The 14371-nt window shown below is 54.6% G+C and carries 14 protein-coding genes and 1 pseudogene; 7 read left to right on the top strand and 8 right to left on the bottom strand.

Translation table 11 applies throughout. The features are described 5' to 3' along the window. The first annotated feature begins 224 nt into the window (after positions 1-224). The gene (gene uppX / locus L904_RS02005; protein WP_035265123.1) at positions 225-1517 is read left to right on the top strand and encodes a Wzx-type polysaccharide biosynthesis protein UppX; all 1293 of its coding nucleotides are present in this window, start codon (positions 225-227) and stop codon (positions 1515-1517) included. A 37-nt stretch (positions 1518-1554) separates the two neighbouring features. On the opposite strand, the gene L904_RS02000 is transcribed toward uppX, so the two are convergent. Then, positions 1555-2316 (bottom strand): transporter substrate-binding domain-containing protein, encoded by a 762-nt coding sequence (locus tag L904_RS02000; protein WP_035265120.1) that lies wholly within the window; start codon positions 2314-2316, stop codon positions 1555-1557. 170 nt (positions 2317-2486) lie between these two features. On the opposite strand from L904_RS02000, the gene L904_RS01995 reads away from it, so the two are divergent. Further along, a complete protein-coding gene (locus L904_RS01995; RefSeq protein ID WP_035265117.1) occupies positions 2487-4418 on the top strand; it encodes a glycosyltransferase family 2 protein in 1932 nt (643 codons plus the stop codon). Between the two features lie 212 nt (positions 4419-4630). On the opposite strand, the gene L904_RS01990 is transcribed toward L904_RS01995, so the two are convergent. The 3 genes from L904_RS01990 to L904_RS28580 all read right to left on the bottom strand — a co-directional run bounded on the left by L904_RS01990 (position 4631) and on the right by L904_RS28580 (position 6619). Next, on the bottom strand, positions 4631-4924 hold the full coding sequence (locus L904_RS01990) for a hypothetical protein (protein ID WP_003519942.1): 294 nt from the start codon (positions 4922-4924) through the stop codon (positions 4631-4633). A 52-nt stretch (positions 4925-4976) separates the two neighbouring features. Then, positions 4977-5702 carry an aquaporin Z gene (gene aqpZ, locus L904_RS01985; RefSeq protein WP_035265115.1) on the bottom strand — a complete coding sequence of 242 codons (726 nt, stop codon included), beginning with the start codon at positions 5700-5702 and terminating at the stop codon, positions 4977-4979. A gap of 800 nt (positions 5703-6502) precedes the next feature. After that, positions 6503-6619 carry an RNA 2'-phosphotransferase gene (locus L904_RS28580; protein ID WP_197416735.1) on the bottom strand — a complete coding sequence of 39 codons (117 nt, stop codon included), beginning with the start codon at positions 6617-6619 and terminating at the stop codon, positions 6503-6505. Between the two features lie 234 nt (positions 6620-6853). On the opposite strand from L904_RS28580, the gene L904_RS01980 reads away from it, so the two are divergent. The 3 genes from L904_RS01980 (at position 6854) to L904_RS01970 (ending at position 8996) form a co-directional block, all read left to right on the top strand. Continuing rightward, positions 6854-7837, top strand: coding sequence for a hypothetical protein (locus tag L904_RS01980; RefSeq protein WP_035265112.1), 984 nt, complete (start codon positions 6854-6856; stop codon positions 7835-7837). A gap of 114 nt (positions 7838-7951) precedes the next feature. After that, complete coding sequence (locus L904_RS01975) at positions 7952-8206, top strand: AlpA family transcriptional regulator (RefSeq protein WP_051671946.1); 255 nt, start codon at positions 7952-7954, stop codon at positions 8204-8206. 1 nt (position 8207) lies between these two features. Continuing rightward, on the top strand, positions 8208-8996 hold the full coding sequence (locus tag L904_RS01970) for a hypothetical protein (RefSeq protein WP_035265109.1): 789 nt from the start codon (positions 8208-8210) through the stop codon (positions 8994-8996). An 18-nt stretch (positions 8997-9014) separates the two neighbouring features. On the opposite strand, the gene L904_RS01965 is transcribed toward L904_RS01970, so the two are convergent. Further along, positions 9015-9596, bottom strand: coding sequence for a hypothetical protein (locus L904_RS01965; protein ID WP_196248082.1), 582 nt, complete (start codon positions 9594-9596; stop codon positions 9015-9017). A 114-nt stretch (positions 9597-9710) separates the two neighbouring features. Here L904_RS01965 and L904_RS27505 point away from each other — a divergent pair, with 114 nt between their 5' ends. Both L904_RS27505 and L904_RS28300 read left to right on the top strand, forming a co-directional pair. Further along, a complete protein-coding gene (locus L904_RS27505) occupies positions 9711-10007 on the top strand; it encodes a hypothetical protein (protein ID WP_059775485.1) in 297 nt (98 codons plus the stop codon). Then, positions 9982-10196 (top strand): annotated as a pseudogene (locus L904_RS28300) (hypothetical protein). The gene L904_RS27505 and the pseudogene L904_RS28300 overlap by 26 nt, the downstream one beginning before the upstream one ends. 76 nt (positions 10197-10272) lie before the next feature. On the opposite strand, the gene L904_RS01955 reads toward L904_RS28300, so the two are convergent. The 3 genes from L904_RS01955 to L904_RS01945 all read right to left on the bottom strand — a co-directional run bounded on the left by L904_RS01955 (position 10273) and on the right by L904_RS01945 (position 14243). Next, positions 10273-10590 carry a helix-turn-helix transcriptional regulator gene (locus L904_RS01955; protein WP_035265102.1) on the bottom strand — a complete coding sequence of 106 codons (318 nt, stop codon included), beginning with the start codon at positions 10588-10590 and terminating at the stop codon, positions 10273-10275. Between the two features lie 308 nt (positions 10591-10898). Next, positions 10899-12065 (bottom strand): MFS transporter, encoded by a 1167-nt coding sequence (locus tag L904_RS01950; protein ID WP_059762448.1) that lies wholly within the window; start codon positions 12063-12065, stop codon positions 10899-10901. Between the two features lie 234 nt (positions 12066-12299). Next, positions 12300-14243 (bottom strand): methyl-accepting chemotaxis protein, encoded by a 1944-nt coding sequence (locus L904_RS01945; protein WP_035265101.1) that lies wholly within the window; start codon positions 14241-14243, stop codon positions 12300-12302. Between the last annotated feature and the right edge of the window lie 128 nt (positions 14244-14371).

Genomic DNA, 14371 nt, shown 5'->3' with positions numbered 1-14371 from the left:
CTTCTGAAACAGGGCCATGTCCAAATAACCATAAACAGTCATTATCATCATTATTATGCAATTGCTTTAACCCTCTCTTACCTCAAGAGGGATAAGACAGAATAAACTGCCATTCATTCGGGTCGCGGACTTTCACTTTATTGGCCGGTTGCGGCTTTTTCAGTTCGCCAGATTTTAAAAAGCAGCGCAGTCATTTTTGAATTCGCCCGGCAATGCCGGAAAACATGGAGAATGAGGTGTCGTTCAATACGCCGCGGCTCGGCCATCTAGTGAGACTGGGATTGACCTACATGGCATCCGGCGGAGCGCTCCTCATGTCCAGCGCCGCCCAGCTTCTGACCTTCGCGCTGCTTGCCCGCCATCTCGGTGTCGAACAATTCGCGCTTTACGCCTCCATCACGGCTGTCACCAATCTTGGCGTCCAGATCTGCGGCATCGGTTCGCAGGAATCGCTGATCCGCCGTGTCGCGCAGGATCGCAGCATGTTTCCCGTCATGCTCGGCCACAGCTATCTCTTGAGCGCCGCGACAGGCGTGGTGCTGACCATCATCGGCATGGTGACGATCCCGGTATTTTTCCCGACCTCGGAAACATTGCTGCACACGCTGATCACCACCTTCCTGATCCTGTTCACGAACCTCGTCCTCCTGAAAGTCATCTCGCTTTCCACGCAGAGCTTTATCGCCCATTCCGACTTCGCCTCCGCCAACAAACTGGAAGTGATGTTTGCCGTCGCCCGCACTATTGCCGCGGTGGTCGCCTGCCTCATCTTCAAGGTGGAAACGGTGGAGGCCTGGGCGCTGTGGAACCTTGCCGCCCACACCATTGCGGCCATGATCTCGGTCAAGGCGATAGCGAGACTCGGCAGCCCGGTGTTCCGCATCGTGCGTGAGGAAATCCGCATCGGCGTCCTGTTTTCCACCCAGTTCCTGTTCAAGGCCGTGCGCGGCAATGCCGATATTCTCGTTCTCGGCGCCATTGCCAGCGCCGAGGTGCTGGGCAGCTATTCCATCGCCCGGCGCATTCTCGACAGTTCCTATCTCTCCGTCGAGGCCCTCAACCGGCTGATCTATCCCGGCTCGGCTTCCGCCGCCCTGCAGGGCATCAGCAAGACCATAGAACGCGCCTATAACGTGCTGAAGGCCGCACTTTTCATCGCGACCGGCAGTGCGCTCGTCATTTTCATCATCGCGCCCTTCCTGCCGCTTTTGTTCGGCGATGAATATGTTTCACTGCCCATCATCACCCGCGTGCTTTGCTGGGCGGTTCTCCCCATGGCCGTTGCCGCCACCGCGCTCGAGGCGCTCGGCGCATCCGGGCGGCAGGATATTCGCGCGAAGATCTGGAACAGCGGCAACCTCATCGGCTCCGTCGTCGTTGCCTTCTTCACCTGGTCATTCAGTATTTCGGGAACGATCGGCAGCTATTTCATGGTGGAAACCGCCATCGCCGCCGCCGTATGGATCGCGCTGCTGCGCCTGCGCCGCAATGAAGAGGTTTTCGCGCCAGCAAAATAGAAGCTGGCATAAGAACCGATCTGGTGGCCGGCTCTCCCTAATAGAGCCCATAAGGGAAATAACGCCGGTAGATTTCTTCCAGCCGGCCGTTGCGGGAAAGGGCCGCCAGCGCCTGATCGAAAGCCGGAACAAGCACGTTGTCGGGATCGACGGTCATGATGGATAGGCCTTCACCGAGAAACCTGTCGGACATATAGGGACCGCCGAAGAGTGCGCAGCAGCCTTCGGAAGCGCTTCCCGAAACCCAGAAAGGCAGGCGCAGACCATCGGCGAAGATGGCATCCACCTTGCCTTTCTTCAGCGCGTCATACATCGGCTCGTAGCCATCGAAGCCCTCGGCCGCGGCCTTTGGGAAGAACGCCTTCAGCATCTGTTCGTGCCGCGAGCCGGCAACCACACCCACCTTCTTTCCCGAAAGCGCATCGGCACCGGAGCCGGTGAATTTCGCCGCCTTGTTCACCGCAAGACGGGCGGGCATCAAGAGATAGGGCCGCGAGAAGGTAAAACTCTTGCGCAGGTCGGCGGTGGTGGCGAGGCCGGAAATCACCGCTTCGCCCTCACCCATTTCCAAAGCCGCCTCCAGCTCGTCAAACGGCAGCGCCTGCACCTGGCATTTGCTTTCGACCTTTAGCTGGGCGCAGATTTCACGCACCAGATCGACATGGAAACCCGCAAGCCGGCCTTCCTGATCGGTAAAATTGAAGGGCGGGAAATCGACCGACATCAGAAATCTGATGCGAGGAACGGAAGAAAGATCGCCGCCCGGAAACCGCTCCTGCGCATCGAACAACACCGGCATCCGGTTCCCGTCCGACAGGCCTTCCGCACGTACATCGCTAAAAAAACCAGTAAATTGTAAAGCGAAAGCTAAAGTAAATCCGAGACTTATATTCCGCGTTACATTCGTCATTCTCATCTATACTATCCGTGACAGGAAGTGGGGCGTTACCATGACGGCGGCGGCGATGCATGGATTATTTTAGGCAATATACACGAGATTCGTTTCGCACGACGCCGGCGACACGAAAAATTGCATTTTCCCATGTCAGTGAAAATCCGCTTTCAACCGTTCCCGAACAGGACCAGGCCGGACAGGCCCGCTTTCTCTCTTCGCTGGGATTTGGCAGGCCCTATATCGAGGCATTCGAACAACGGGCTCTGGAAAATGGCTCGACTTTGGAGGACGAATTGCTGGCAAGCGGCCTCGTCACGACGGATGCCTATTTCGGCGCTTTCGCCCGATTCCTGCGATTGCCGTTTCTCCCCGAAATCGGCCCGGACCGTGTGACGGATTTGAATAAGCTGGACACTCAGCTCTCCGAACCGAGGTTTCTGCGGCTGACACCGCTGAGCGGCACGCCAACGCTGCTGATCGTACCGGAACTGGCGCGAATGGCGTCGCTGAAAAACATGCTGGATCAACGTCCGCGTCTTCTCGACGAATTTGCCGTAACAACCCCGCAGGCCATGCGCAGCGCAATCTGGAAAGCGGGCGAGGCCCGCCGCTCGGCGGAAACCCAGCAGCGGCTTTTCAACACGGCGCCGCACCATTCCGCCAGGATCACGCTACAGGGCCAGCAGGGTTTTTACAGCGGTGTTCTCCTTACACTGCTCTTTCTGTCGATGCTGTTTTACACGGAAGCGGCGTTTACGTATCTGCACGTCACCCTGACGATGCTTTACCTTTTGACCCTGCTTTTCAGGCTGTTTGCGCTCTTCCATCTCCCCATGGAAAAGGACGCCATCTTGCCTCTTCGGCAAGAAAACGAATTGCCTGTCTATACCGTTCTGGTGGCGCTTTACCGGGAAGAGGCGGTCGTCGGGCAGCTCATCGCCGCATTGGAACGTCTGGACTGGCCCAAATCCCGGCTGGACATCAAGCTTGTCTGCGAGGCGGACGACGGCGCGACGATCGAGGCGATCCAGCGGATGAATCCCGGCCCGCATATGGAGGTCGTCAGGGTGCCGCCCTCCCTGCCGCGCACCAAACCCAAAGCCCTCACTTACGCGCTTTCCGGCGCGCGTGGCGCATTCGTTGTGGTCTATGATGCCGAGGATCGGCCCCATCCGCAGCAATTGCGCGAAGCCCATGCCGCCTTCCGCAACAAGCCGGATGAGGTGGCCTGCCTGCAGGCGCCGCTTATCATCAGCAATGCCTCTTCCTCCTGGCTCAGCGCCTGTTTCGCACTGGAATATTCCGGTCTCTTCCGCTGCATGTTACCTGCCCTTGCCGCACACGGCTTACCGCTGCCGCTTGGCGGCACCTCCAATCATTTCCGGACCGCCGTGCTGCGGAAGGCCGGCGCCTGGGACCCCTATAATGTAACTGAGGATGCCGATCTTGGCCTCCGGCTGCATCGGCTGGGTTATCGTTGCGGCGTTATCCGGCGACAGACGCTGGAGGATGCGCCGACCTTGCTATCCGTGTGGCTGAACCAGCGAACACGCTGGTACAAGGGCTGGCTGCAAAGCTGGCTGGTGATGACCCGTGCGCCCTTTGCGACCGCGCGCGACATGGGATGGTTTGCCTATGTGGTCTTTCAACTGCTGATCGGCGGCATGCTTCTGTCGTCGCTGGCGCACCCCCTGCTCTTCGTTTCGCTGGCATTCATGACCATCGCCCTCCGGGAAAATGGCGCTGACCTGCTGCTCACCTGGCAGGGTCTTCTGTTTTTTATCGATGTGCTGAATATCGTCGGAAGCTACACGATCTTCGTGCTGATGGGCCGCAGCAGAATGATCGCCTATGAAAGAAGGCATGTCGGAAGGCGGTGGCTGGCGATGCCCGCATATTGGCTGATGCTGTCCATCGCGGCCTGGCGGGCCGTGGTGGAACTCAAAACCAAACCCTTCGCATGGAACAAGACGCCACACGCGCCGGTCGCCAAAAATACCTCATGATCCGGCATCTTCGGCAGAGCCAAAACAGTCCTGATACTTCTTTCGACCAGCCGCGGCAGCGGCTCATGGCTTCAGTCGCATTGCTGCTGCCAGCAAAGCCACTTCACACTTTCCACTACCGCCGTCATCGATAACGGGAGCCAGCGCCTTGCCGAACGAAGCTCCTCCTTCGGCAAGGTCCGTCATTTCATCCTGAAGGCGACCGAACCGCTCTACTTGGTAACGAGCTTGTTCTTGATCAGGCCGACGATGATCTGCACGATCAGACCGCCGACACCGCCGCCAACGAGCTGGCCGGCGAGAGCGCCGATATCCACGCCGCCGGCTGCCGCATCTCCCGCCGCGCCGAGCAGCGAACCGAGCACGGTTCCGCCGCCGAGACCGCCGATGGCGCCGGCAATCAGATTACCGAGCGAACCAAGATCGGAGTCCTTCACTATCTTTCCGCCTGCCGTGCCGCCTACCGCACCGCCGACGATCTGGGCCAATATCGAAGCAAGATCCATGTCATCCTCCTCAGTCGTTTCCCCGACCATTCGAGGAAACAAAGCCTCTTATTCATGTCTGCGCCGGTTGAACCGACCCGGCATGGCCGGCCTTCTCTTCCTCGCCGAAGATTTTCCAGATCACGGCCCCGATGGCGCCGCCGAGGATCGGAGCGAGCCAGAACAGCCAGAGCTGCTGCAGCGCCCATCCGCCAACGAACAATGCCTGTCCCGTGGAGCGGGCCGGATTGACGGATGTGTTGGTGACCGGAATGGAAATCAGATGAATAAGGGTAAGGGCAAGACCGATAGCGATCGGCGCGAAACCGGCAGGAACCCTGCCATGCGTTGAGCCCAGAATGACGATCAGAAAAAACGCCGTCAGGATGACTTCGATCAGCAGCGCCGATACGAGAGAATATCCGCCCGGCGAATGTTCACCATAACCATTGGCGGCAAAACCGCCAATGTCGGCTCCCGCCTTGCCGGTGAAGATGACATAAAGCGCCGCAGCCGCGACGATCGCCCCCAGAACCTGCGCCACAATGTAGGGCACGAGGTTCGCCGCCGGGAATTTACCGGCAACGGTGAGGCCGACTGAAACGGCCGGATTGAAATGACCGCCCGAAATGCCGCCAACCGCATAGGCCATGGTCAGAACCGTCAGACCAAAAGCGAAAGCGACACCAAGGAAGCCGATACCGAGTTCAGGAAAGCCGGCGGCAAAAACCGCACTGCCGCATCCTCCGAACACGAGCCAAAAGGTTCCCAGAAATTCCGAAAGAAGTTTGCGACTCATAACACTTCCCCTATGTTACGACTGCATCAACTATTACGTGCAATTTAATCGTAGTCAAGCTAAATTGTGTACTATTCTTTTATGGTAACGCTCTTTCTTCCGAAGCGTGATGCCATCCACAACCCGAACGACATCGGATGTCCGTCGAACCGAGATTTTTGCAGATATTACACTTCAAATAGCCCAACGCGGCGTTCTGCCGCGTCGCTCCTTCAAAGGTCGCATATCACGCCATCAAACCGATAACTCTAAGTAAAAATTCAGACTTAAATTCTAATTTAAGAATATTTTAAGTATAATTGCGTAAACTATCGCAATCATCTGCAAAGACAAAAATAGAATCGCAGTTGGCATGCAAAATATTACTCTTGATTTGTTTGAAATCTGCTTATCTGAATCCCCTTCATACGACTTCCATTTCGGGTGACTATCAAGTTCAAAGTTCCAGTTGTTGTTTTTATAAAACATAATATCTCGAACTTCTGATATTGTCATAGACACCAAAAAATACGCCGTCACAGATATATAAAATATTCCTAAAACAATATTCTCGACCATAATATCGATCCATACACTAGAAAAAATCTAATATTAAACTCATTACTATGAACAATACTTCGTTATTTCGAATATTTTTTGAACATCAATATTTTGAGGATAGAAATTCTCTTTATAATAAATTATCTAAATTATTACCATTTTTGCGTCAGTTGACTCTCAGATGATGAATTGCCCATCCGCGGAAATGGCGAAGCGCTTCTTGTCGCTGGTCTCAACAACTTCAAGCAGAAGTTCGGGTATCAGGGGAATATGGGCCTTGCTAGCAGGTCCTCGATATTTACCCACCCTTCAGCGTCAAGCTCAATGCCGATCACATTCGGCTTGTGACGCAATATCCGGCACGTGGATCGCGGCATCGTTGGAGCGGGTGAAGGGAATCAAATTGCTCATACAAACTATTGAAATAGCGCCATAACTTTCTTTTGTTGTATAATTTTACCGCGTTATGTACCGTAAATATATTGGATGTTGTTGGACGATACCTCGCCCGTTGAATCTTAATAGTACCCGTCAAACTAGTTGCGCGCCAAGCTGCATAACTTCCATGAATCAGATACCCTGATCTCGTTCATCAAGGTAGGCGAGATAGCATGGTCGACATCAAAGATGTGATTGAATCAAAGGAAATGCAGGATCTCGTCGCGGCTCTCAACGCGCTGAAACAGCGTTGGGCTCCAGAACACCAAGCGACCAATCACGTTCGCCCAACTGTCCTCGCGCTTGTTGGCAAATACAAAGCCAAGGAAATCTTGCAGGTGCTACTCGACAACCATGAGTATTATCCTGGCTACAAGGACGTTTTGGCCGCAAGTTTCGGCGGCTGGCTGATTATGCCCCGAGAACGTCGTGTACGAGAAATTCTCATGGTGCACGCAGCTCTTGACCACATGCAGGATGCTGAATGGAAACTGGGCGAAGCCGAATTGAGCTTGGAGAGAGACATAACCGCTCGTTACATCCTCACAAGCCTAGACTTTTTGATCGAGATTTATGACTGCTTGGGTGGCTATCAAGCTTTCGCACAAAATCCGTCTTTGGAGCTACTCTGGACAACATTCGAGCGGGATGAAAAATCGATAAATACGTGCGTGCTCGCCATGCGTTTTCTGCATCATGCTATTGATCGATCGAGTGCAAGAGGCCGCCCATTTCTTCCGAGCCTCAACAAAGCGGTCCTCATGTTGGATGTGCTGAAAGATAAAAACCCTTCCTTCCCTTACAAAGAAAAATACGTCTCGCGGTCGTTGCTTCATCAACGATGGAGCCAGAACAAGCAAACATTGGCGCTGCTGTATGCGGCCTCAACAATCCGCATAAACCGAAAAACGTTGCTGCAACTCATTCTAGATGGCCTCTTCTCATATCAAAACCACCAGCCTTACCTCGACACTTGGATGCGCCGCACTCGCTATATTGCAGCTCACATCTTTGGACGGATGACCGACACCGACCTCGAACGGAAGACCGTGCGCCTAGTTGGCGACGGGCCAGCCACCGCTTTTGCGCCTGCCAAGCTTAACGATATAGAGGCTGCATCTTTCAACGAAATTTTTCAAAAGATAATCAAAGAGTAAACACAAACAGATTGTCCATTTTTGGCTGCCCTGTCCATGGATATGTACAGAATTTTAAATCGATAAATTTCGCGTCATTCTTTCTCCGTCTTCAAGATCGAAAGGACGAAAGACATGAAGCACATAGGTTTTCAAAACGACAAACTGCACGAGCGCAGTGTACCGCCGATCTTCCCTCAAACGGGATTTGTACGCCTCAACCAGATTGTGGGTCCCAGCGGGCCGCTGCCAATCAGCAAGTCAGGTTTCTGGGCAGGCGTCAAAAACGGCAAGTTTCCGAAACCGCTCAAAATCTCTCCAAGGGTCACCGTATGGAAAGCCGAGGATATCCATGACCTCCTGCGTGAAATCGAACAGGGGGGCAAATAATATGGCTTCCGCATCAACTTCGAAAAAACCGGACGCAGAGCACGCTAGCTCAGCAGAGAAAAAATCGGATGATCCGAAAAAGTCTTTGACGCTCACTGAACAGATCATGAAGCTCCATAAAAGCTTCAAGAAGCGTCGAAAAGCGCACCGGAAAGCCGTCAGGAGTGACATCGTGAAGGCCGTCAAGATCGGCCTAAAGCTGGGAAAAAACAAAAAAGATTGGAAAGACTTCTGCCAGAATGCGTGGGGAAAGACGGCACCTCCAAAGGAGGATCAAATCGATCAAGCCGTACGCTTTGCGATCAAGTTCATGGTAGGCCCCGGGAAGAGCGCTCAAAAGAAAGCGAGCTTCTACTACAACGCCGTCGCCCTCCCCATTGAAGAAGGCTTGAGGGGTAAGGCGCTGAAAGACCGCCTTAAGAAGGACGGTCTCAAGAATCTTGCCACGGCATATGCGGAATACAAAAAGGAAACTAAGGACGGCGGCGGCGTAAGTCACCGTCCTGAGGAAAACGATACCGAAAAGGCACCTAAAGCGTCTCGTGCGGTTAAGGCCGAACCTGATAAGAAGACTGAACAGGCGCCTGATCCCGATCGGCCTGATCGCGTGGCCAGCAATACCGCGTTCACCTGGAAGGCTATAATGAAATGCAAAAGTCCAAAAGCTTCTCCCACCCGCTATAAGGTGGGTGAGAAAATCAAAATCACGGCGACCATTGAAAAAGTCGACGTTCCCCTGATGTTGTTGGTGCACAAGGTGAAACCCGTTGTGCCATCGAACAAAGGCTGATCTACCTCATCACCTGTATTACTTAAGCTCGCTCCTCGACCTCGGAAGAATAATCACGTCTTCCGGGGTCGTTCTTTTTCTGTCCACTGACTTCAGGGTGTATGCCGCCGCACGTGCCAACGTCTTTTCAATGGGCATGACATGAATGCGGGAGAGTGGCGCTGTCTTTCCAATCAAGAAGCTTGTCGGTGCATTCGCAATAACGTCCGTAAGACGACGGCCCTCACGTCCGTTGGGCGGTATCATCGCGAGAATGTGCATATGCATTCCGTCATTGATCATGCTGTCAGCCGTAGTCCAGCCAGACAGCTTCCGCACTGGCCAGTCATAACTGGCGAGCCAGAATGGCATCTCTACTATCGGAGTGTTGTGAGGACGCCTGACGAAGCGGGTCAACAGGAGGGCATACAAGTTCTCCGTAATCCGACGCATCTGCTGCCTTTTGGCGTTCTCATTGCCTGCCAACGGGTTGAACATCAACGTGACCATGTAAGTTTCCCAACCCCCTACTGTTCTCTCTTCCACCATCTGGGTGTAGGCATCGAGTAGCTGCTGGGTATGGGTATGGGTATGGGTATGGGTATGGGTATGGGTATGCATAAGCATATCTCCCTTGGTTAGGTTTGGTTGTGTGTGGGGGTGTGTCTGTAGGGTAATTTGGGTACAGCTGGCCCATATGCTTTGCCCTTGCGAACGCAGCATCTGTGTCTCCAGATGAAGCAGGCAAAGTCCCGCGTGGCGCTTCCACGCACGACCTTGCGGCCTGCAAATGTAATTGGCGTTATGCCGACCGTTATTTACGGCGGCGTCTCTAGGGGATTTTTGCAGCTGACGGCGGACTTTCAGGCGCGGATAAGCGCTGACCTGCGGTTCATCTGGAAAAGCGGAAACGGAAATTTAGATAAAATTTACGCTAAATTTTATCGGTTTGAACCGATCCCGGCATGCTACGTTTCAGACAAGTCGAAACGGGAGCCCGGCTGCGATGATCTGGAACTTGGAGAAGCTTGAACAAGAACGCCTCGACCTCATCGAGGTCATAGACAATCTCAAGAGGTGGGACGTTTTTCGATAGATGATCGGCACATCATCTCATTGCAGATCACTGCACATATGATGCGGCTCAGCGAAATGGATGAGGACTTGGCAAAGCTGCGGGGTGAAGAACATTCCGATGCGGACTGTCTGGCTGCTATCTGACCTGCCATCAGCGATGGTGGAAGCATTCACAGGTAGTGAAAGTTAGAGGATTCCTCAACGAGAGTAATGCAGGTGGTCATGCCTTTTTTGAATTCAGTTTCACGAAAAGTACCACCTCTTTCAGCAACCCTATAAGCTCTGGCATTATCAGCCGATAATAGACGACAAGGCCGTGACGTCGCGTTTCAACAACACCCGCCTCGCGCATTTTCGCGAGATGTTGCGAAAGCGCGGACTGTGATAAATCGACTTGATGAGCCAACTGCTTCACGCTCTGCTCATTCTTGGACAGCGCCAGTACGACCTCGACGCGCTTTGCGTTCGACAGGATGTTGAGCACCTCGCCGCACCGTTGGAAATATTCGGTGTTCTTGTCTTGAACTGCTCTATGCATGCTAGCTCGCCCCCGCAGATTTCCATGGGTTTCGTCATAACATTTGCGTAGATTTCCGTCTTTTCGAAAGTGCAGAATTGTGCCTGTAGGCCGATCCGGCACAGATCGACAATCGGCTTTGTCTCGTTTTTGGCTCATTCAAAATCTCTTTGAGACTACCGGTTTCAATATGAATTTAAAAAAATATAGAAGCTTGATTGGCTAATCGGATGCAGGCTTCTTTAACTCGTCAATTTCCCACTGCCGCAGATATTCGCCTCCTCGCCTGCCTCTCTGAAGACCTTGAAACAAAAGTTCTTCGTTAGCAATCACTCGGCTACGGTGCTCCACGACCACTTCCGCTTAAGTTGCCATAAAACCATAAATGCCGTCGCGCTGAGAACTCCAAGCACCGCAAAGACCGCATGCGCCCCCATCCACGCCATGAGCGCAGCCAATACCGGTGGTGCCAGTGCGTTGATCAGATTCATTGGCAGGGCAATAGTTGCCATTGCTGCGGCATAGTCGGCCTTCTCAAAGAAAACGAGGGGCATCGTGGCTCGGGCGACAGCGAAAGCCCCACTTCCCACGCCAAAGATCACGAGAAACCCAGCCACCGACAGGAAGCCCTGACCGCCTATCCACATTGCGGCAAGACCAACGGGGATCATTGCGCCGGACACGATCCCGGTGGACAGCCCGTCCCATCGTTGCCCACCCAGCAAGTCAATCACGCGCCCGCCCACTTTGAACACCCCCAGAAGCGAGGCAATCGCGACAGCTTTGGCAAGATCCATTCCAATCGCCTGTAAGAGTTGAATACCTACTGCCTCAATGCCAAAGGTAACGAAGCTGTTCAGAGCAATGGCGGTCACAAGAAGGGCAAAAACAGGACCCTTGCGAGCACTTTTTTTGTTGATGGATGACGCGGTCGTGGCACCGGTCGCTGGCAGGCCGATTAAAACAAGTGGGCAAATGACCAATGCCATGACGCCAGCGTAGATAAGAACTGTCGCACGCCATCCAACCACACCGTCGAGAAAGGCAGTGATGGGCCAGAAGACACTACCCGCCAGACCCGTTACCAGCATCAGCGTACCGATAAGGCTCCGCGCCCGATCCCCTGCGTAGTCCGCGATATAGGCGTAGGCTGATGTCGTCAGGAACATCGAGCCTGCAATCCCGATCACTGCCCAAGCTGCCCAGAATGCCAAAAGGCCCGGAGACAGAGCGAGCAGGCAAAGCCCGACCGCGATCATCCCGGCTCCCGCAACCATGACGGAATGCGGCCCAAACCTACGAAAGGCACGCCCTGTCCAAGGGGCAGCGAGCCCCATCGCGACGAACAACACAGAGGTTCCGACAAAAATCATGGACAGCGAGGTTCGGAATTCTACCGCCACCGTCGTCGCGATCACGGGCAAAACGCTCACAACGCCCCAGCCGGTGATTTGGGTTAGCGCAAGAAGGAACAACACAGAGAGTTGACGTTGCATTGTTCACTGGTAGAGGCGAAGTGTGACGGTCAGATAACAACCGCGGCACCGCCGCACTGCTTGCGGTAGCAATGATACCCATCGTCACTTCCGATTATGGACCGGCACGAAAACGAGTTTCAATGGAGCCGATTATCAACCACAAGAACATTCATGGCTGATATGTTGATCGTGACCGAGGTATCGTTGGCCCCGGTCACGATAAGGCGACGCCTTCCGCGCAATTCGCGAACGTCAGAACTCTTCCCAGTTCTCAGCTGCCGCCGCCGCACCGCTGCTGAGGCCAACGGCTCCGGCTACTTTCGCAAGCATGCGGCGGGCGGGAGAGGCGACAGGCTTGTGTTCGGCTCTTGCCGGCGTCGGTCTGGCGGGTTCAACTCTTGCTTCGGCGCCGACGCGGAAATCAGAGATGATCTCGCGCAGGCGCTCCACCTCGTTGGCGAGAGAAGCACTGGCGGCCGTTGATTCTTCGACCATGGCTGCGTTTTGCTGCGTCACCTGATCCATCTGGTTGACGGCCGTATTGACCTCAGCGAGACCGATCGACTGCTCCTTGGCCGACGTCGAGATGGCGTCGAGCTGCGTGTTGATCGAAACAACCTGCTCCTCGATCACCTTGAGCGCCTGACCGGTTTCCTCGACCAGCTTTACGCCCGTACTGACCTCATCCACTGAGTTACGGATGAGCTCCTTGATCTCCTTGGCTGCCTGTGCCGACCGCTGGGCCAGCTCGCGCACCTCCTGAGCGACCACCGCGAAGCCCTTACCTGCTTCCCCGGCCCGAGCAGCCTCCACACCGGCATTTAGAGCCAGCAGGTTGGTTTGAAAGGCAATCTCATCGATGACACCGATGATGCTGGAAATCTGGTTAGACGACTGTTCGATACGCTGCATGGCGTTTACGGCATTCGAAACAACTTCACCCGAGCGGCGCGCCGACTTGTTGGCCTCGATTGCCACATGCCGCGCTTCTTCAGTCCGCTTGGAGGAGTTTGCAACATTCGTGGTAATCTGGTCGAGCGCGGCTGCCGTTTCCTCAAGCGACGCGGCCTGCTGCTCAGTCCGTTTTGAGAGATCTTCGGCACTCTGGCTGATTTCGCGCGCGCCGCTATCGATCGATCCCGTGGCGTTCGCCACCGACCGCAGGCTGTCCGCCAGTTGACCAACGGCTGCGTTGAAGTCGGACCGCAATGCTTCGAAGTCACTGGCAAAGGGTTCGTTCAGTCGGAATGTCAGATCCCCGCTCGACAGCTGCTTCAGGCCTTCCGCGAGGCCCGACGTCGCCTGTGCCATCTGCTGGGCGCGCTCACGCTCAAGTTCCGCGATCCGCTGTTGTTCTGCCTCGGTGGCAGAGCGCGTCGCAACGGCTTCCTGTTCAAGTTCTCTTGCCCGCAAACCATTTTCCTTGAACACCTGAACCGCTCTCGCCATGCCCCCCACTTCATCGCGGCGATCCGTCCCATCGACATTGGCGCTGAGATCGCCACCGGCGAGCACGTTCATGGTGAGGGACATCCGCTGGATCGGACGCACCAGCCAGGAACGGACAGCAAGGAAGCCGACGCCGAGAACGATGACCAAGCCAAGGATGACAGCGGCAAGTGTCTTGGTAACTGTGCTGCTGGCGTGCGCGGACAGCTCCTCCCCCGTCTTCGCAGCACCGTCAACGATTTCATTCGTCGCAGCTGTAAATTTCGGAGTGAGCGCGCTGAAAGCAGGCTGACACTGGCTTAGGAACAGTTGCTGTGACGCGGCAATGTCTTGCTCCGTCGTCGCGTTTCGCGCCGCCAAAATCGTCGGTCCGCATGCCTCTTTCATGACTTTGAGGCCTTCGGCCTTCAGGAGTGCAATCTCGGCCCGCTGCGGAACAGCAGCCGCAACTTTGTCCATGTATTTCACGAAGCTCGCTTCTGCGTCCTTGATATCCTTCTCCGCCCTTTCACGCAACTCTGCCGAGCGCGACATCAAAAGTTCCCCGATGGACGCTCGTGCTGCCTGGAGGTTGCGGTTGGAGCGAGCCAAATACAGGGCGGCGGTTGATTCGCCTTCCATCAGGCCGCCGTAGTCTTCGTCAACACTGGCAATCTGGATCCCGGAATAAAGGGCGACCCCGAGAGAGAACAAGCCGAAGCATGCCATAATAATAAGAAATTTCCCGACGATAGAAATGTGTTTCATGTGCCGCTCTCGCAATAATTGACGTTTATCAGGAGGAACAACGAGCAACTCATTCGCCGGGTGCACCAAGATGGCATACGCTGGAAGAAACTTTTCAAATATCTAAAATTTATCCCAAGACATAATAC

Source organism: Agrobacterium sp. LY4, assembly GCF_001526585.1.
Classification (GTDB): domain Bacteria; phylum Pseudomonadota; class Alphaproteobacteria; order Rhizobiales; family Rhizobiaceae; genus Agrobacterium; species Agrobacterium leguminum.
This window is presented reverse-complemented; position numbering and strand designations above follow the sequence as displayed.